18 protein-coding genes and 1 pseudogene are annotated in these 18,571 nt (G+C 27.6%); all 19 read right to left on the reverse strand.

Features of this window, described 5'->3' with window-relative positions; translation table 11 throughout:
- Positions 1-13: 13 nt before the first annotated feature.
- On the reverse strand, positions 14-943 hold the full coding sequence (locus ACTNAO_RS08360; RefSeq protein ID WP_441028014.1) for a sensor histidine kinase: 930 nt from the start codon (positions 941-943) through the stop codon (positions 14-16).
- 17 nt (positions 944-960) lie between these two features.
- Positions 961-1,755, reverse strand: coding sequence for an ABC transporter permease (locus tag ACTNAO_RS08365; RefSeq protein ID WP_441028015.1), 795 nt, complete (start codon positions 1,753-1,755; stop codon positions 961-963).
- Positions 1,748-2,668, reverse strand: a complete 921-nt coding sequence (locus ACTNAO_RS08370) for an ABC transporter ATP-binding protein (protein ID WP_441028016.1) — start codon at positions 2,666-2,668, stop codon at positions 1,748-1,750. The genes ACTNAO_RS08365 and ACTNAO_RS08370 overlap by 8 nt, the downstream gene beginning before the upstream one ends.
- 102 nt (positions 2,669-2,770) lie before the next feature.
- The gene (locus tag ACTNAO_RS08375) at positions 2,771-3,451 is read right to left on the reverse strand and encodes a response regulator transcription factor (protein WP_441028017.1); all 681 of its coding nucleotides are present in this window, start codon (positions 3,449-3,451) and stop codon (positions 2,771-2,773) included.
- A 77-nt stretch (positions 3,452-3,528) separates the two neighbouring features.
- Positions 3,529-3,891 (reverse strand): hypothetical protein, encoded by a 363-nt coding sequence (locus tag ACTNAO_RS08380; RefSeq protein ID WP_441028018.1) that lies wholly within the window; start codon positions 3,889-3,891, stop codon positions 3,529-3,531.
- 188 nt (positions 3,892-4,079) lie between these two features.
- The gene (locus tag ACTNAO_RS08385; RefSeq protein WP_441028019.1) at positions 4,080-4,934 is read right to left on the reverse strand and encodes a 4Fe-4S binding protein; all 855 of its coding nucleotides are present in this window, start codon (positions 4,932-4,934) and stop codon (positions 4,080-4,082) included.
- 11 nt (positions 4,935-4,945) lie between these two features.
- Entirely contained in the window at positions 4,946-6,619 is a 1,674-nt protein-coding gene (locus ACTNAO_RS08390) for a sulfate adenylyltransferase subunit 1 (RefSeq protein ID WP_441028020.1), read from the reverse strand.
- A complete protein-coding gene (gene cysD / locus ACTNAO_RS08395; protein WP_441028021.1) occupies positions 6,619-7,518 on the reverse strand; it encodes a sulfate adenylyltransferase subunit CysD in 900 nt (299 codons plus the stop codon). Before cysD ends, ACTNAO_RS08390 begins: the two co-directional genes overlap by 1 nt.
- Before the next feature lie 12 nt (positions 7,519-7,530).
- Positions 7,531-7,845 carry a 4Fe-4S dicluster domain-containing protein gene (locus tag ACTNAO_RS08400; RefSeq protein WP_441028022.1) on the reverse strand — a complete coding sequence of 105 codons (315 nt, stop codon included), beginning with the start codon at positions 7,843-7,845 and terminating at the stop codon, positions 7,531-7,533.
- Positions 7,829-9,526 (reverse strand): adenylyl-sulfate reductase subunit alpha, encoded by a 1,698-nt coding sequence (locus ACTNAO_RS08405; protein ID WP_441028023.1) that lies wholly within the window; start codon positions 9,524-9,526, stop codon positions 7,829-7,831. The genes ACTNAO_RS08400 and ACTNAO_RS08405 overlap by 17 nt, the downstream gene beginning before the upstream one ends.
- A gap of 23 nt (positions 9,527-9,549) precedes the next feature.
- Complete coding sequence (locus tag ACTNAO_RS08410; protein WP_441028024.1) at positions 9,550-10,611, reverse strand: ABC transporter ATP-binding protein; 1,062 nt, start codon at positions 10,609-10,611, stop codon at positions 9,550-9,552.
- Positions 10,611-11,423, reverse strand: a complete 813-nt coding sequence (cysW, locus tag ACTNAO_RS08415) for a sulfate ABC transporter permease subunit CysW (protein WP_441028025.1) — start codon at positions 11,421-11,423, stop codon at positions 10,611-10,613. Before cysW ends, ACTNAO_RS08410 begins: the two co-directional genes overlap by 1 nt.
- An 11-nt stretch (positions 11,424-11,434) precedes the next feature.
- On the reverse strand, positions 11,435-12,268 hold the full coding sequence (gene cysT, locus ACTNAO_RS08420; RefSeq protein WP_441028026.1) for a sulfate ABC transporter permease subunit CysT: 834 nt from the start codon (positions 12,266-12,268) through the stop codon (positions 11,435-11,437).
- A gap of 18 nt (positions 12,269-12,286) precedes the next feature.
- Positions 12,287-13,258, reverse strand: a complete 972-nt coding sequence (locus ACTNAO_RS08425; RefSeq protein WP_441028031.1) for a sulfate ABC transporter substrate-binding protein — start codon at positions 13,256-13,258, stop codon at positions 12,287-12,289.
- A gap of 288 nt (positions 13,259-13,546) precedes the next feature.
- Positions 13,547-15,823, reverse strand: a complete 2,277-nt coding sequence (locus ACTNAO_RS08430) for a glycosyltransferase (protein WP_441028027.1) — start codon at positions 15,821-15,823, stop codon at positions 13,547-13,549.
- A gap of 137 nt (positions 15,824-15,960) precedes the next feature.
- Positions 15,961-16,872, reverse strand: a complete 912-nt coding sequence (locus ACTNAO_RS08435) for a Gfo/Idh/MocA family protein (protein ID WP_441028028.1) — start codon at positions 16,870-16,872, stop codon at positions 15,961-15,963.
- A gap of 48 nt (positions 16,873-16,920) precedes the next feature.
- Entirely contained in the window at positions 16,921-17,070 is a 150-nt protein-coding gene (locus ACTNAO_RS08440) for an STAS domain-containing protein (protein WP_441028029.1), read from the reverse strand.
- 19 nt (positions 17,071-17,089) lie between these two features.
- Entirely contained in the window at positions 17,090-17,923 is an 834-nt protein-coding gene (locus tag ACTNAO_RS08445) for a PIN domain-containing protein (protein WP_441028030.1), read from the reverse strand.
- 138 nt (positions 17,924-18,061) lie between these two features.
- Positions 18,062-18,571: pseudogene (locus tag ACTNAO_RS08450) on the reverse strand (hypothetical protein); the annotation flags it as partial.

Raw genomic sequence — 18,571 nt, forward strand, 5'->3', positions numbered from 1 at the left:
TTAAAATATTTTATCATATTTTATTAAGTAAATCTATATTTTTGCATGAATTTTTATTCATCAAATATACTTTAATCTCAATTAAATTATTATCAAAAACTGCTTCTGCCTTCCCATTCATCTTTTCTGATAAAAGCTTTACTATTGAAAGCCCCAAGCCACCTGAGTTATTTCTAGATGGATCTAATGAATAAAATCTGTCAAATATCTTTTTTTCATTAATCTTACTAATATTATCTACTTCATTAATTACAGATATGCATATATATTCATTTTTTTTATTTATTAATATAGTTACATCGCTAGATGAATATTTCAAGCAATTTCCAAGAAGATTTAATATTATCCTAGTAAACATTTCTTTATCTGCAAAAGCATAGAATATATTATCTGCATTAAATTTTACCTTTAGTTTTGCTGCTTCAAATTGAGGTATAACTGATATAATACATTCAGTTATTATACTTGTTATATTAATATTTTTCATTTCTACCTTAGGTTCTGAATTTACAAGTCTAGAATATTCAAAAAAATGCTCAATTAAATCTCCAAGTTCACTTGTATGTTTCATTGCAATTTTAAGCTTTTCTCTTTGGTTATATGATAATTCTTCCGAATCTATAAGCTGCTGATAACCTTTTATTGCTGTTAATGGAGTTCTTAAATCATGAGAAATATTTGCTATCATATCCTTAAATTCATTTTCATTTTTTACAATTTCACTTCTCACATTTTCTTCATTTTCTAGAATCTTATTTATGCTTTTTACAAGATTAATAATCTTTTTATTAGTAAATTGAATAGTTATTGGTCTTTTGTTTTTTTCTTTAAGTTTTAACTTCATTTGATTATCTATACTTATTATTTGAGCATTTAAAATAAGAATATAAATAAAACATATTACTAAAAATATTACTAAAAATATTATAATTATATCCTTCATTTAAATTCTCCTTTTTACTACTTTACTTCTTCTTTTCTAAATAATAAGTATGAAATTATTGATATAAATATTACAAATATAATGCTTACAGCTAATGCCTTTACAATATCACCACAGGATGATTCTAATGTTAAAAACAAATATTTATTTCCATAAGGTGTACATGACAATATATTATTAAAAGCATCTGACTTTGCAGCTAAATTTGAAATTTGCGCCATAGCTACAGTAAATGCATAATAAACAGCTACTACAATAACAGGCTTTTTCACTTTAAATGTAATTGGTATACATATAATAAATTGTCCTAAATATACAACTATTAAAACTAAAGCTACTACTATTAATTTTAACACATCACTTGTTGAAAATGATATATTTTGACTACTTTGTAATAAGTTAAAAAAGCCCACTCCCTGTGATATTGAAAAATTTTTCTTTAATAAAACTCCAATAATAGACACAATAGCATATGGAAGCATTATTATACTTACTGCAATAAAATATGAAATTATTTTTCCTATAATTATAGTAAATCTGCTTGTACCTGATGATATTTCTGTGCTTATTACCTTATTTTCAAAATCACTGCATATAAATACGGCTGCAAGTACTGATCCTAATATACTAGTCATATTAGCATCTGCAAAAAGAAAAGTTATACCACTATATGTATCACTTAAGCTTCCATCTGCAATAAAATAAGACATTAAAGCCATTAAAATAGAACATATTAATGTTATTAAAAATACCACTTTCATTGTTATTGATTTTCTCATTTTATATAAATCAGCTTTAATCATATTAATCATTCTTATCTCCTCCTATTGCAGAAATAAAATAATCTTCTAATGTATCACCTGTTGCTATAAATTCTGAAATATTTATTCCACTTTCAAATATTGTTCTTGAAACAAGTTCCTTTTCATCTAAATAATCATAAAGTTTTACTACTTTATTAGGCATAACTTTATAATTAGTTGTTTTAAGTTTTGTTTCTAATACACTTGCTAGTTTTTCAACATTATCACACTTAATATTTATTGCATGCTTACATTTGTCATCTAATTCTTCAGATGTAATATTTTCTTTAACTTCTCCCTTATGAATTATAATAAAATCTGTAGCAAGCTGATATAATTCAGGTAAATTGTGACTTGATATAATAATTGTCATGCCCTTTTCTCTTGATAACTTTTTAAGAAGTTCTCTTATTTCTATAATTCCTTTAGGATCCAACCCATTAACTGGTTCATCTAAAATAAGAAGTTCTGGATTGCCAAGAAGTGCTATAGCTATTCCAAGTCTTTGCTTCATGCCAAGAGAAAAATTCTTTGCCTTTTTATTTTTTGCATCATTAAGTCCAACTAAATCTAAAAGTTTTTCCTCAATTTCTGCATCTGGAATTCCTTTAATAGTTCTATGATATGTTAAATTTTCTTTTGCTGTCATATAAGGAATAAAACTTGGATATTCAATCATACATCCTATCCTCTTTCTCTCAGTAGCAAGCTTATTAAAAGAATTGCCAAAAAGCTTAATATTTCCTTCATCAGGGAATGAAAGCCCTGTAACAAGTCTCATAAATGTAGATTTACCTGCTCCATTTTCTCCAATAAGCCCATATATTTTGCCTTTTTTTATTTTTACCGAAACATCTTTAATAACTTCATGCTTTTTATATTTTTTATGTAAATGTTCAGTTTCTAATATATATTCATCCATATAACCACCGCCTTTTTTCTATACTTTTAATATACATATTAAAGGTTTAGAAAAGGTTAAGATTTATTAGGTAAAATGTAAATAAAAAGATAAGAATGTAAACTAATTATTTTTAAGTCTATATCCAAGACCCCATACAGTTTCAATATATTCTTCATTATTACTAGCTTTTTTAAGCTTATTTCTTAAATTACTCATATGAGTTTTTACTGCATTATCGTCTCCTAAATATTCTTCTCCCCATACGGCTTCATATATAGCTTCTTTTGAAAATATTCTTTCTTTATTTTTCATAAAAAGTTCCATTATTAAATATTCCTTTGCAGTAAGTTCCAATTTGTTATTATTAATAAAAACATTTTTTAAATTACCATCTAATGTAATATCTTTATATCTTATTAGGTTGTCCTTTTTAACATTTTTATCTATTCTTCTAAATAACACATTTACCCTTGCTACAAGTTCACCTAAATCAAAAGGTTTTGTTATATAATCATCAGCCCCAAGTTTTAATAAATCAATTTTAGTAGAAACCATATCCTTGGCAGACAATATTATTACAGGAATATCTGTAAATTGCCTTATTTCTCTTAAAACTTCATCACCACTTTTATAGGGCAGCATAATATCAAGAATTACTAAATCATATGTATTTTTCTTAATAGCCTTTACAGCTTCTATTCCATTAAAAGCTGAAAAAACTTCATATTGTGAATTTGTCAACATTTCCCTGACCATATTATTTACATCTATATTGTCTTCAACTATAAGAATTCTCTTCATCTCATACCCCCAAAATAAAAAAATATCACTTGATATTAATATAACAAATGATATTTTTTAATGTTTAAATTATTTTTCTAATTCTTATTTTCATTCATTTCTTTATTATTTTTATCATTTGAAAATTTTTTGTTGCTTTTATCTTCTGGGAATCCCTTTTCTTCTCCATCTTTGCCTTTTTTGCCACCTTGAGTTCCCATATCATTTATGTTTATATTATCTGCATTTACTAATTTAGAATTATCAGCATTTTGTCCATCTGTTGTTGATGGTATTTGTCCATTTAATTGCTTTCTAATCGTTTTAAAGGAAACATCCTTGCAAGTTTCACCATCAATTGTAACATCATTTCCTAATATAGTTTTGTCAATACTGCAACCACTTAGTGAAGTTATTATAATTCCTGCTGACATTAAAATTGCTATTACTTTCTTTATCATTTCTATCCACTCCTTAAAATTGTAGATAGATTTTAATCATATAAATATTCAATTTTTAAATACCTAACACACTTAATAGTATTTTACCATAATAATTACTTTTTCACAAAATTATTATAATTATTTTTCATAAAAATAAGTGTGCCATTAACAATTTTTAACTGCTAATGACACACTTATTAAAAGTACTACTTTAATAATTCTTTTATAAAATTATCCTTTCCTATTCTATCCATAACATGAGATATTCTTTCACCTTTTTCTCCAACTTCTTTATAGTAAGACAAAATTTTATTTACCATAGGTACAATTTCTTCTTCTTTAAATATTTTTCCCAAAGAATCACCTATTCTTATAGCACGTCCAAATCTTCCCCCTACAAAGATTTCTGCACCTTTTTCCTTAGCTATGGCAGCATTAAGCTTGCAAACTCTTACACATTCGCCACAATTTACACAAAGATCCTTATTATGAACTATCTTACCATTAACAACTTCTAGTGCCTTTTGTCTGCATCCTTTAACACACATACCACATCCTACACAATTGTTAAGATTAAATTCTGGTACAGTTCTTCCAAGGATTCCAATATCATTAATATTTGCCTTTGCACAGTTATTTGCACATCCAACTACACCAATTTTACATTTGTGAGGAGTATCTTCTGCAAAATGTGCTTCTTCTAATTGTCTACATATTTTTTGAGTGTCGATATTTCCATGAAGACAGACTGTACCCTTACAGGATACAAGAGGTCTTATTTTTTGACCTGTACCTCCATGCCTTAATCCTAAAGCTTTAGCTTCTTCAATAAAACTTTCTACATCCTCATCTTTGATCCATGGAATTTCCACTTGAAGACGTGTAGTTTCTCCTACATAGCCTTTTCCATATTTGTCTGCAAGCATTGCAATATCTTTTAGTTCCTTAGTAGTAAAATTGCCAGCCTTACTTAAAAGTCTCACTGCAAAGTGTTCCTTATCATTTTGAAGTAAAAAACCCAAAGCTTTTAACTCTTTTTGACGTTTTGCATTTACTGCCATATTATTTCCTCCTAGTTAATTCCAAATACAACCTTCCTATACTTTGTAAAATCAGCCCACTTATTTAAGAAGTCAGCCTCCTTTAAATTTTTATAATCATTAAGTAATGTATTTAGATCATCTTTTGATTTTACATTTAGTGCAAAACCTCTACCATTAACAAGTGGATTTCCACTAAATGTGTAATTGTCTAGAGAAGTAATATCTTTTATTACGCCACCTTCAACTTTTATTGATATACTATCTCTAAAAATAAGTATATCAAAATCTTCAGGATATTGGTAGCTTGCACCAGTTAAGTTTATATTATCTCCAACTGTATATAATTTTTCATCTTTTTTATATTTATAAACTCCTAAGCTATCTGTATCATAATAGAATTCTTCAAATATGTCTCCTCTTGCTTCTAAATCATTATATTTAAATGTAATATTGTCATTATCCTTCTCATTTTCTCCATATGCTTTTTCTACAACACCACATGCTGATGTCATATTTGATACTCTGTCAATAAGAATAAATTCACCTAATGTTCTATATTTTTTAAATTCACTTATAACTATATTTTCTGCAAGTTGAATAGTACATAAAGCTATTTCATTTTTGCTAAGGGTTCCTGCTTTTAAGTGATCTCCTGTATTTACATCTACTTTATATTTTATATCTTTTACAATTCCTGGAATAGTTTTTGTTCCAACCTTTACAAGAAATTCTTTACCAACAGGTAGTCTTTCATCATCCATCCATAAAATTGTTGCAGATATTAAATTACTTGTTCCTATTTCTGCATCCTTTACAAGTACACATCCTCTTGATACATCCACTTCTCTATCAAGTTGGATATTAGCAGCTTGTCCCTTAAATGCACTTTGTTTATCTACATTAATACTTTTAACTTTTGCTTTCTCATTACTTGGAAGAGTTGTTATTTCATCTCCAACATTTATAACACCATTTTCAATTTGTCCTTGAAAACCTCTAAATGTGTGATTTGGTCTGCATACTCTTTGAACAGGCATATAAAATCCTTTTTCATTGCTTAATTCTTCTATATCAACATTTTCAAGATATGATAATATATCTTCACCTTGATACCATTTCATATTATCTGACTTTTTAGTTACATTATCACCTTCAGTAGCTGATATTGGAATTATCTTAACATTTTCAAGAGATAATTCATGTCTTAAATCATTTAATTGTTCTTTTATCTCATTAAATCTTTCTTCACTATAATTTACAAGATCCATTTTGTTTATAGCAAAAACAAAGTATCTTATACCCATTAATGCACATATTCTTGCATGTCTTCTAGTTTGAACCAAAACCCCTTGACTTACGTCAAGTAATATTATTGCAAGATCTGCAAAAGAGGCACCAACAGCCATGTTTCTTGTATATTCTTCATGTCCTGGAGTATCTGCTACTATAAAACTTCTATTATCTGTATTAAAATATCTGTAAGCCACGTCTATTGTTATTCCCTGTTCACGTTCTGCCATAAGACCATCTAAAAGAAGAGAATAATCTATTTTACCATCTCTGCTTCCAACCTTACTGTCAAGTTCTAATGCTTTTTTTTGATCTGCATAAATAAGTTTTGCATCATATAAAATATGACCTATTAATGTTGATTTACCATCATCAACACTTCCACATGTAATAAACTTTAATAAACTTTTCATTAGAAATATCCCTCCCTTTTTCTTCTTTCCATGCTGCCTGCTGCTTCACTATCAATAACTCTTGTTGTTCTTTCTGATGATACAGCACTTAAAGTTTCATCTATAATTTCATCTAATGTATCAGCCTCTGATTCAGTTGCTCCTGTTAATGGATAACATCCAAGAGTTCTAAATCTTACTTTTTTATACTCAATCTTTTCTCCATCTCTAAGTTTCATTCTGTCATCATCAACCATAATTATATTTCCATCTCTATATACAACTGGTCTTTCTTTTGCAAAATATAAAGGAACTATTTCTATATTTTCTCTCTTTATATATTGCCATATATCTTTTTCTGTCCAGTTTGAAATAGGGAAAACTCTCATACTTTCTCCCTTATTTATCTTTGTATTAAAAAGTTTCCACATTTCAGGTCTTTGATTTTTAGGATCCCATGCTTGAAATTCATTTCTAAAAGAAAATATTCTTTCCTTAGCACGAGATTTTTCTTCATCTCTTCTTCCTCCACCAAAAGCAGCAGTAAATCCATACTTATTTAAAGCCTGCTTTAATGCTTGTGTTTTCATAATATCTGTATATGCAGAACCATGATCAAAAGGATTTATTCCTCTTTTTACACCATCTTCATTAGTGTATTTAAGCATTTCAATACCTTTTTCCTTGGCAATTCTATCTCTAAATTGAATCATTTCTTTAAATTTCCATGTTGTATCTACATGTAAAAATGGAAATGGTGGTTTTTCAGGGTAAAAAGCTTTTAATGCTAAATGAAGCATTACTGAACTATCCTTTCCTATTGAATATAGCATTACTGGCTTTTCGCATTCTGCTGCCACTTCTCTTATTATATATATAGCTTCTGCCTCTAACTGATCTAAATGTGATAATTCTCCCATTATTATTCCTCCTTAATACTTATTAGAATCCTTTGTGTTTACATCTATTTCATGGATTTCTCCATTAGATTTTTCAATTTGCCATTTTAAAATGTCCTTTTCTTTTTTTACTGTCATAATACTTCCCATACCGCCAATATCTGCACCTAGGTAAAGTCCAATTGCATTTTTTTTACATTCTTTTATACATGAACAGCATCCCCAACAATTTTTTGGATATTTAATATATGCTTTATTGTTTTCATCAAGCTTTATTAAACTTCCTGGACATACTTCCATACAGCATTTGCATCCAATACATTTATCTTTATTAATTGCTATGCTCATATACTTCACCTCTACCTACTAAGTCTCTATATATAATTTTTATTTTGCCATTTTCATATTTAGAGTTAACATATTTTAAATACTTATCACTCTTTTCTGGGTAATCAAGATTTTCTGCAAAACTATGCCATCTTGTTTCTTTTCTAGCTTTTAAATGGGCAATAAGTGTTTTACATACTACAAGTCTTTCCTTAAGCTCATAAACATACATAAGCTCCTGCATATCATTTGCCCCTAAATTATCTGCTAATTTTATAATTTGATTAATTTTATAATCAGCTATATCAAGTTTCTTTTCAGAATATCCATAATTACTTTTTATACCACCTGCATATTCATCCATTATTTTTTGCATAGCTTCTTCTAATTCTTCTGTTGAATAAACAGGATTTTCTGTATTTAATATTTTTTCTACATTACTTTTTGCATTATTTAATATTTCTTCTTCTTCTGACTTATTTATTGTAACTTTAGCTTCTTGTAACTTTTCTAATGCTCTATTTGCTGCAATTTCACCTTCTACTAAAGCTCCTGTTACATATTTTTGTGGACATCCACCTGCCACATCTCCTGCTGCAAATAAATCTTTGATTGTTGTTTCCCTATAAGAATCAACCCAGTAACCACTTGCAGTATGGCCTCCTACTATATAAGGTTCTGTACCTTCTATTTCAACATTTTCTTCACTAGGATTTTTACCTGATTCAACCCATTTTAATGTCTGACTTGGTGCCATATTTAAGTATGCCTTTTTCAAATCATCATTTTTATCTTCACTAATACCTTCTGTTTTTAAATAACAAGGACCTTTTCCATCAAGATTTTCTTTTACTGTTCCATATACTCTTTCTGATGTTGTAAGTCCATATTTATTTTCATAAACTTCACCTAAAGAATTAACCTGCTTTGCTCCTACACCTTGGGCTATTGTTCCTGTAGGTGCAATTGTATCCTTACAACGAAGAGCAATAAATCTCATTTCAAAAGTTGTCATTTCTGCACCATGTTTTATTCCCATAGCATATCCTGCACCAGTATTAAATGGTGGATACCACATTTTATGCCTTGAAAAACCTGAATTATTAGGCTTATAAAGACCAGCTGCTCCACCAGTTGCACATATTACTTTTTTTGCTTTTATTTCATACAAAACATTATCATTAATAGAAGTTCCTATAGCACCTAATATTTCATTATCTTTTACTATATAATCAATTATGTTTACATAATTAAGTATATTAACATTATCTAATTTCTTAACAGCATCTGACAAAATAGGCTTTAAATTTTCACCATTAATTTTTATGTTTCTTGTACCTCTTTCTACATAATCTCCATTTTTATCCTTTAATATTACAAGTCCTAAATCTTCAAGTTTTTTAGTTACTTTATTTAAATCCTGTGACATTGTAAGAAGCAGATCTTCACGAACTATGTTATCTGCATCTTTCTTGGCATAATCTACATAAAAATCAGGTGTTCTTCCTTTTGTAATGTATGCATTTAATGCATTAACACCAGCAGCCAAACAGCCACTTCTTTTTATATTTGCTTTTTCTACAATTAATACATTTGCTTTTGATTTTTCTCCAATTGTAAGAGCTGCATAACATCCAGCAGCTCCTCCACCTATAATCAAAATATCTGTTTCAAGCTTTTTAATACTTACATGTTTTTTCATATTTTTATCAACTCCAAGCTATACTATATATAGATAGATTCTTTATTTTCAAAGTGAGAATTTTCAACAATATGAGCAGTATCATCACCAAATATATACAATCTATAAACAAGCACGTCTACTTCTTCTCCTATATTAAGAGGCTCTTCTTCAATATTTCTTTTTGCAACTAATGTTTTTCCAAAAACCTCAAGTGTTATTTCTAAATTATCTCCCATAAATGAAATTCCCTTAACTGTACCTCTTTGAACTGCACAAGGATACTGACTATATTCTCCATCTTTTATTATCTTTATAAATTCTGGTCTTATAACTGCCTTTTTACCTGGTCCAATTTCTTCAAAACCTTTATATTTTTCATAATCCTCAAGTTCTGTAGATTCACCAATAAATTTTGCAACAAAGGGTGTTCTAGGATTTTTATAAAGTTCAAGAGGCGATCCCATTTGTTCAATACTTCCTTTATTTGTTACTATAATTTCATCTGAAACTTCAATAGCTTCATATTGATCATGAGTTACAAAGATACTTGTTATTCCTACTTTTTTTATCATTTCTTTAAGCCAACTTCTAAGTTCTTTTCTTACCTTTGCATCAATAGCAGAAAAAGGTTCATCAAGAAGTAATATACTTGGATTTGGAGCAAGGGCTCTTGCAAATGCAACTCTTTGCCTTTGACCTCCTGATAATTCATTTGGATACCTTTTTTCTAATCCTTCAAGCCCAATAAGCTTTATAAGTTCCATTACCCTTTTCCTTATTTCACTTTTACTCTTTTTTTGAATTTGCAATCCGAAAGCAATATTATCATATATTGTCATATACTTAAAAAGTGCATAACTTTGAAATACAAAACCAATTCCTCTTTTACTGGCTTCCACATCATTAACTCTTTTTCCATCAATTAGAATGTCTCCAGAGTCTGGATTTTCAAGTCCTGCAATCATTCTAAGTATTGTTGTTTTACCACTTCCACTTGGTCCAAGAAGTGCTACAAGTTTTCCTTTTTCTATAGCAAAATTTACATTATTTGATGCTTTATAATCATTAAATGTTTTATTTATATTTTTAAGTTCTACATACATTAATTTTCACCAGCCTTCTTTGATTTGTATTCAATAACATTCTTTATAATAAGTATTATTACTGCTAAAATTACCAACACTGATGAAACTGCAAAAGCATCAGTTATTTTAAAATCGTTATACAATATTTCAACATGTAACGGCAACGTATTAGTTTTACCTCTTAAATGTCCAGATACAACTGATACTGCTCCAAACTCTCCCATAGCTCTTGCACTACATAGTACTACTCCATATAGAAGTGCCCATTTAATATGTGGAAAAGTTATTTTTCTAAATATAGTAAAACCAGATGCTCCCATAAGTGCTGCTGCTTCTTCTTCATCCTTTCCTACTGAATTTAAAACAGGTAATATTTCTCTAGATATAAATGGAAATGTAACAAATATTGTTGCAAGTATTATTCCAGGAACTGCAAAAACAATAGTTAAATTTAACTTTTGAAGTATTCCATAAGCCCATCCTATTCGTCCAAAAGTTAATATAAATACAAGACCTGCTATAACAGGAGATATTGCAAAAGGAATATCAATTAATGTTGCTAAAATATTTTTTCCTTTAAAATCAAACTTACTCATAAGCCATGAAGCAAATAAACCAAAAACAGTATTTATTACTACTGCTACTACTGTTGCAGTTAATGTAAGTTTAAGTGCTTTAATAGCATATGTATCAAAAACTGCATTTTTATATTTTTCTATACCTGCTGAAAAAGCATTATAAATTACAGTTATCATTGGCAAAATAAGCATAAGAACAACAAATAAAAGGCTTATTCCAATAAGAACATATTTAAATTTATCTTTTTTCACAATAATCCCTCCTAATTTCCTGCTGCTCTTTTACTTACAGCATTTTGAATAAAATTAATTCCAAATAATATTACAAATGACGCAATTAACATAACAAGGGCTATTGATGTGGCTCCCGTATAATCAAATTGTTCTAATTTATTCATTATAAGAAGAGGTATAATTTGTGTTTCATAAGGAATATTTCCTGCAATAAATACTACACTTCCATATTCACCAATTCCTCTAGCAAAAGCTAATCCAAAACCAGTAATTATACTTGAAAATATTTCTGGTAAAATAACTTTAAAAAATGTTCTAATTCTTCCTGCTCCTAATATTCTTGCAGCTTCCTCATATTGAAAATCAATTTTTTCAAGTACAGGTTGTATTGTTCTTACAACAAAAGGAATTCCAATAAATATCATTGCTATTACAATACCTATTTTTGTATAAGCTATTTTTATTCCAAACTTTGCAAAAAATTGTCCAATAAATCCTTTATCTGAATATAAGGCTGTTAAAGATATACCAGCTACAGCTGTAGGAATTGCAAAAGGAAGTTCAATAAGCCCATCTAAAAATCTCTTAAATGGAAAATCATATTTAACAAGCACCCATGCAAGTATTGTGCCAAATATACAATTTATAATAGCTGCTATAAAAGCACATAAAAAACTTACTTTATAACCAGCCATAACTTCAGGGGCTGTAACAATTGATATAAATTTTTTTAATCCTATTCCAGAAGAAACAAGAATTAATGATGCTAATGGAATAAGCACAACTATACTAAGAAGTGCAATAGTTATTCCTAATGACAATTTAAATCCAGGAATTACTCTTTTTTCTTTACTCTTTTTCATAATACATCCTCCTGCAAATTATTTTTTGTATATTTCATCAAATATTGCTCCATCTTTAAAGTATTCTTCATATACTTTATTCCAACCACCAAAATCATCTATAGTAAATAATTTTGTATTTAAATCAAATACATCTGAATATTTTTGTAAAATGTCCTTGTTAGTTGGTCTATAATAATTTTTAGCAGCTATTTCTTGTGCTTCATCTGAATACAAGTACTTAAGATATTCCTTACTTACTTCTTCTGTATTATTTTTTCTTGCATTTTCATCTACTACTGCTACAGAGGGTTGAGCTAAAATACTTACACTTGGTGTTATAATTTCGTATTCATCTTGATGCTCTTTTAATGAAAGATAAGCTTCATTTTCCCATGATATTAATACATCACCTTGTCCATTTTCTACAAATGTTGTAGTAGCACTTCTAGCTCCTGAATCTAATATTGATACATTTTTATATATTTTTCTTACAAAATCTTTTATTTCACTTTCATCACCATTATATTTATCTTTTGCATAAGCCCATGCTGCAAGGAAATTCCAACAAGCTCCTCCTGATGATTTAGGATTAGGTGTAATAATATTAACATTAGGTTTTATTAAATCATCCCAATCTTTTATGTTTTTTTCATTTCCCTTTCTTACAAGAAATACAATAGTGGATGTATAAGGTGCACTGCTGTTTTCAAATTCATTAACCCATCCTTCATCTATAAGTCCTGAATCTTCAATAGCAGTAATATCATGTTCTAATGCAAGAGTTACAACATCAGCTCTATTTCCTTCTATTACTGATCTTGCTTGTTTTCCCGAACCACCATGTGATTGAACTATAGAAATATCTTCACCAGTTTTATCTTTCCAATATTCTGTAAACTTTTTATTATATTCTTCATAAAACTCTCTAGTAGGATCATAAGAAACATTTATAATTTCTTTATTTTTTGAAGGGCTTCCAAAACATCCCATGCACATGAAACTTATCATACCTGCAAAAAATGTAACTATAACTCTTTTAATTTTTCCCACTTTTATCACTCCCATTTAACATGTGCAATTAAACATATTTATCATATCTTTTTAGTATGTTTTCCTCATGAATAAAGCTTACTACTTTTTGCTAATAGTGTCAACATTTCTACAAAAAAAGACTAATAGAATAATTTAATTACTGCTTATAAGCATTTTTTATTACAAGTGAATTACATGTAAATGCTTTTTATTGCAAAAAATTAAATGTACCTATAACTATGAAAGTATATAGGTACATTTAGTTTATGTTTTATACAAATTAAATTCCTCATCAAATAGAATATTTTTATAATTACTTATTGCATATACTGCTTTGTAATGATTATTTTCCAAGGACTTATTATTGTTAGATAATTTCTTTTTTAAATAACAAGTTAAATATTTATTGTTTCCATATTTTATAGTTATCTTTTTGATATTAGAAAATTTGCAATCTATTTTTAAAAGCAAACACTCATAATTGTAATTTAATATAGTGATATTTCCACATTCTTTAGTTTCAACATTCTTATTTAAATCAATACGTGGAAGTCTACGATTTAATGTTTTGTAATCTTTATTTCTTTTTAAAATATTTGCCCTAAAATCATAAAATATATTCCTATTTTTACTTATGGTTTTAGTCATTTTAGGAACTCTATCATGAATTATGTTAAGAAGATTATTATAATTTTTATTATTTATATGTTTTATGACAAAAGCATATTTCCACTTTCCATTAAATTCATCAACATGAATAATTCTAGCTATAAACTTTGATATATACATATCTGTCTTTAATAATATTGATACATCTGTATCATATGGAATAAATACAGCTTCATTTAAAAGTACAGATAATCCAGTTTCTGATATATCATAAGAAATACACTCTATTGGTTTTAGTATTTCCTTGGAATTTATAACACAAGAGGCATTTACAAGAAATCTCTCAGCCCCTCTGCTTGTCTTTCTACCAAGTAGAAAAAAAATTGCCATTAAAACATTATAAAAATTAATCATAAGCCAAAAAAGCAATACAAAATAATCATATACACCTTTTATAAATATCATTTTTATACAATTAAATATACCAATAATAGAGAGTATTAAAAATATAATATGTGGTATAGAATTTTTTAATTGATAAATTTTATCTTCTTTTACTTGAGATTTATGTGTAACTTCGAATTTACTTTTGGATATACCAAAAGTTTCAAATAAAATATCAAAAAATAGTATTGGCAAAAATATTGTTTCGTAAATATTAGTCCACTTTACAGTACGTATATTTCTTGAAATAATTTTTAAACATTGTCTAGAAAAAATATACATAGGAAGTGCAAATATTAAAACTTCAACTATAGTACATTTAACTGTAACAACTCCAAATACAGAAAAAAGAATAGGTGCCATTATATAAATAAATCTTTTTAATGGATTAAACCAATATAATATTGATGATATATAGCTAATTTTTTGTGACCATGTAAGACCCTTTCTAAAAAGAATATTAAGTTTTCTGCTTGTTTGAATACAACCTCTGCCCCATCTTCTACGCTGCTTAATAAGAGATTTCAAATCTTTAGGGGCAAGTCCTGATGCATGAACTTCATCTAGTGCAATACACTTATATCCCTTACTTTCAATAAGAAGTCCCGTAGCAATATCTTCTGTAATTACTTTGGTGTAAAATCCTCCTATTTCTTCTAAAGCTTCTCTTGAAATTACAGTATTAGATCCACCATATATAACTGAATTGCTTTTATTTTTAGAAACTTGAATATCTCTATAAAAATAATCCTGTTCATTTGGAATTCTATCTTCAGAAAAAAGATTATATTGGAAAAGATCATAATTATAGAAGTTTTGAGGTAATTGGACAAAACCAATTTTATTTTTTCTCTTTTTACTTTCTTTTGCACCTTTTTCTTTTTTTATTTTTTCAGCATTAATTAAATCTTCAATAAAATATGGAACTGTAGCTATTAAAAAGTCATGCATTGGTATCATATCAGCATCAAAAGTAACAATAAGTGGAGATGAAGTATTTTTTAATGCATTATTTAAATTACCTGCTTTTGCACCATTTTTGTCTTTCCTGCTTAAATAATTTATTCCCATATCTTTAGCTAATTTTCTAACTTCTGGTCTAGCAGAATCATCACATAGATATATATGTACTTTGGATTTATCACAATAATCCATAGATTTACACCCATTAATGGTTTTATATAATAAATATGTAGGTTCATTATAAGTTGTAATAAACACATCTACATGAGGAAAATCTTTTTCACTAACTATTGGTCTTTGAGGATACTCAATAGAATACATATTGTGAAAATGAATTATTTTTTCTATCATTCCAAGTATCTCCACTGTAAGAAGAAAAAATGCAAACACTAAAGAAAGCCAACCATATCCAAAAGGAATTGTAAAAAAAATTCTCCATATAAGATAACTTATAGATGTAATCACCATTCCAAAAATCATTATTTTATTTCTAGTAATTTTCATATTATGACTTTTACCTTTCATATTTTTAGTTTATGCAAGGGTTGATTATATCATATATTTTTACTGTATTCTACATTTAAAAGCATATTTTTCGAATTATTTTTAATTTAATTTAAAAATATGCTTTATGACTAATTTTTAATCATAAAGCATATTTTCTAATTTTCTTCTTCTGGATAGTACATTTGCCACTTCTTTCTTATATCTGTCATTATTTTCATAACATCTACCGTATATTGAATATACATATCATTATCCTGAGAAACAGCTTTTTCCATATCAATTATTTCATAAAGAATTGCATCCTCTGTGAAGCCCTCTTTTACAACTTCTTTTGAACCATCTTCTGTATAAGTTATAATAGCCTCTTGAGCTCTTGGATATTCATATATTTCAATATATCCTTTATCAAAAGCTACCATACCACGTTTAGGCTGCTTTGCATGAAGTGATAATGCTACTGTTGCCATTTCATTATTATCGTTCATAAGAAGTATTCCTGCTTGTTCATCAACACCTGTTGGAGCTTCTAGCACTTGAGATAAAATATGTTTTGGTGTTTCTGACATAAACCATCTTATAAAGGAAAGTGCATAAACACCAATATCAAGCATAGCACCACCTGCTAAATTACGATTAAAAAATCTATTTGTCATATCATATTCTTTATAACTTCCAAAATTCATTTGAATCATTTTAAGTGGTCCAAGCTTATCAGATGAAATAATTTCATTAAGTTTTCTGTACAATGGCATATGGAAAATAGTCATAGCTTCAGCTAATATAACATTATTTTTCTTTGCAGCCTCTAGTGCTTCACTTAATTCATCTGAATTTAATGTAATTGCCTTTTCACAAAGTACATGTTTGCCACTATTTAATGCTTTTAATAAATATTTAATATGAGTATTATGAGGTGTTGAAATGTAAATAATATCAACATTTTCATCATCAAACACATCCTCTATTTTGTCATATACCTTTTCTATATTATATTTTTTTGCAAAGGCTTGTGCTTTTTCTTTTGTTCTATTAGCTACAGAATATAACTTTCTTCCTTGCTTGTTCATAATCTTTTGCACCAAAAGAAGAACTCTTAAACCAGCAGATGAAATATATTAAAGCTTAGAAAAATCAAATACCAATTCATTTATTCCTTCTAAAGATTTTCTTATTTCAACTTCAAGTTGCGGAGCTGTTGAAGTATCAAGTCTTCCTTCAATTTCAATTATAAGCTTTCCACCATCTAATTTTTTATTTATGTTCATAATTATATTTCTTCCTTTATTACTTCTTCATATATCCTTTAATTTCACCATAAATTTTCTTTCCATCTTCTCTAAATGTTTTTAAAAGTTCATCATGAAGATTTCTAAGAAGAAGTGTTTTACTTTTCATTTTTAGTATATTATTTATTTGATCATCAGTAGCATCTGGTACTATACTTTTTATTATTTCTTCTACCTTTTTTTCTACTGGTGGTTCATTATGATTTTTAGCAGGTTGTTTTTTTCTAGTTGTTCTTTTTTTAACTTGCTTTCTTTCTACCTTTTCTTCATTATCTAACTTTGATTCTTCAATAGTTTCATTTTCAATTTTATTTTCTTCTTTAATTGTTTTTTCAATTTCGTTATTTTCATTCACAGGATTTTCCACATTTTGTATTGTATTTTCCTCTTTATTAATATTTACTTCATGTAAATTGTTTTCTTCATTTACCTTGGTATCCTGTTCTAAAGTTTTATTATTTAGTTGTTTTCTTATACCTTCCATTGATACTATACTAATATTTTCATAATACTTTCTTTGAATATATTTAATTACTTGTCTATATCCATGATCTCTTGTATTTATTAATATTTCATCATAGCTACCATTAATAGCCCTTTCAGTAACATAAGCAATTAATTGAAAATCTAACGAATTTTTTTCACCTGTTTCAATTTTTTCTGTTATTACATTTCCTTCTGTATTTAAAAGTGCTATACAGCCATCAGCTTTAATTCCCTTCATATTATTACTTACAAAAAGAACTATTTCATCTTCCTTATTTATTTCATAATTATGAATAAAACTATAATCATTAGTGTTTTCAGTGTCTACTACAAATAATCTTCCCATTTTTTCATCCTTTCTTTTTTTATTTACAAATATAATTTATTATCGGATTATTCTTATATTTATTTAATTTTCTTTTGTTATATAAAAAAGACAGGATACAAAATAAATTACCCTGCCTTCTTATTATATACTGTTTAATTAAAAATTAATATTCTTTTTTCTAGATAAAGCTTTAAATATTACTAGGCTAGCTCCAGCTAGTGATAAAATTGCTAATATATTTGCTTCATCACCAGTTGTAGGTGCTTTATTAGTATTATTTGAAGGAATCTTATCCTCATTTTTTGTAGCATTGTTAGATGGTTTACTATTTTCTTCACCTTTAGTTGATTCCTTATCACCTTTATCTTGATATGGTTTGTTTTTATCTGTCTCTAGATCTTTATTATTATCTTCTGCTGGTTTGTTTTCATCTTCTTCTATATCCTTATTATTATCTTCTGTTGTTTTATTTTCATCTTCTTCTATATCCTTATTATTATCTTCTGCTGGTTTATTTTCATCCTCTTCTATATCCTTATTATTATCTTCTGCTGGTTTATTTTCATCTTCTTCTATATCCTTATTATTATCTTCTGCTGGTTTATTTTCATCCTCTTCTATATCCTTATTATTATCTTCTGCTGGTTTATTTTCATCTTCTTCTAT

The sequence above is a fragment of the Clostridium sp. HCP1S3_C6 genome (genome assembly GCF_052066735.1).
In the GTDB taxonomy this organism is placed as follows: Bacteria; Bacillota; Clostridia; order Clostridiales; family Clostridiaceae; genus Clostridium.

What these genes read in the sequence shown, in the direction of transcription:
- ACTNAO_RS08360 (WP_441028014.1), bottom strand. Translation starts at nt 943, where the DNA reads ATGAAGGATATAATTATAATATTTTTAGTAATATTTTTAGTAATATGT.
- ACTNAO_RS08365 (WP_441028015.1), bottom strand. Translation starts at nt 1,755, where the DNA reads ATGATTAATATGATTAAAGCTGATTTATATAAAATGAGAAAATCAATA.
- ACTNAO_RS08370 (WP_441028016.1), bottom strand. Translation starts at nt 2,668, where the DNA reads ATGGATGAATATATATTAGAAACTGAACATTTACATAAAAAATATAAA.
- ACTNAO_RS08375 (WP_441028017.1), bottom strand. Translation starts at nt 3,451, where the DNA reads ATGAAGAGAATTCTTATAGTTGAAGACAATATAGATGTAAATAATATG.
- ACTNAO_RS08380 (WP_441028018.1), bottom strand. Translation starts at nt 3,891, where the DNA reads ATGATAAAGAAAGTAATAGCAATTTTAATGTCAGCAGGAATTATAATA.
- ACTNAO_RS08385 (WP_441028019.1), bottom strand. Translation starts at nt 4,934, where the DNA reads ATGGCAGTAAATGCAAAACGTCAAAAAGAGTTAAAAGCTTTGGGTTTT.
- ACTNAO_RS08390 (WP_441028020.1), bottom strand. Translation starts at nt 6,619, where the DNA reads ATGAAAAGTTTATTAAAGTTTATTACATGTGGAAGTGTTGATGATGGT.
- cysD (WP_441028021.1), bottom strand. Translation starts at nt 7,518, where the DNA reads ATGGGAGAATTATCACATTTAGATCAGTTAGAGGCAGAAGCTATATAT.
- ACTNAO_RS08400 (WP_441028022.1), bottom strand. Translation starts at nt 7,845, where the DNA reads ATGAGCATAGCAATTAATAAAGATAAATGTATTGGATGCAAATGCTGT.
- ACTNAO_RS08405 (WP_441028023.1), bottom strand. Translation starts at nt 9,526, where the DNA reads ATGAAAAAACATGTAAGTATTAAAAAGCTTGAAACAGATATTTTGATT.
- ACTNAO_RS08410 (WP_441028024.1), bottom strand. Translation starts at nt 10,611, where the DNA reads ATGTATGTAGAACTTAAAAATATAAATAAAACATTTAATGATTATAAA.
- cysT (WP_441028026.1), bottom strand. Translation starts at nt 12,268, where the DNA reads ATGAAAAAGAGTAAAGAAAAAAGAGTAATTCCTGGATTTAAATTGTCA.
- ACTNAO_RS08425 (WP_441028031.1), bottom strand. Translation starts at nt 13,258, where the DNA reads ATGATAAGTTTCATGTGCATGGGATGTTTTGGAAGCCCTTCAAAAAAT.
- ACTNAO_RS08430 (WP_441028027.1), bottom strand. Translation starts at nt 15,823, where the DNA reads ATGAAAGGTAAAAGTCATAATATGAAAATTACTAGAAATAAAATAATG.
- ACTNAO_RS08435 (WP_441028028.1), bottom strand. Translation starts at nt 16,872, where the DNA reads ATGAACAAGCAAGGAAGAAAGTTATATTCTGTAGCTAATAGAACAAAA.
- ACTNAO_RS08440 (WP_441028029.1), bottom strand. Translation starts at nt 17,070, where the DNA reads ATGAACATAAATAAAAAATTAGATGGTGGAAAGCTTATAATTGAAATT.
- ACTNAO_RS08445 (WP_441028030.1), bottom strand. Translation starts at nt 17,923, where the DNA reads ATGGGAAGATTATTTGTAGTAGACACTGAAAACACTAATGATTATAGT.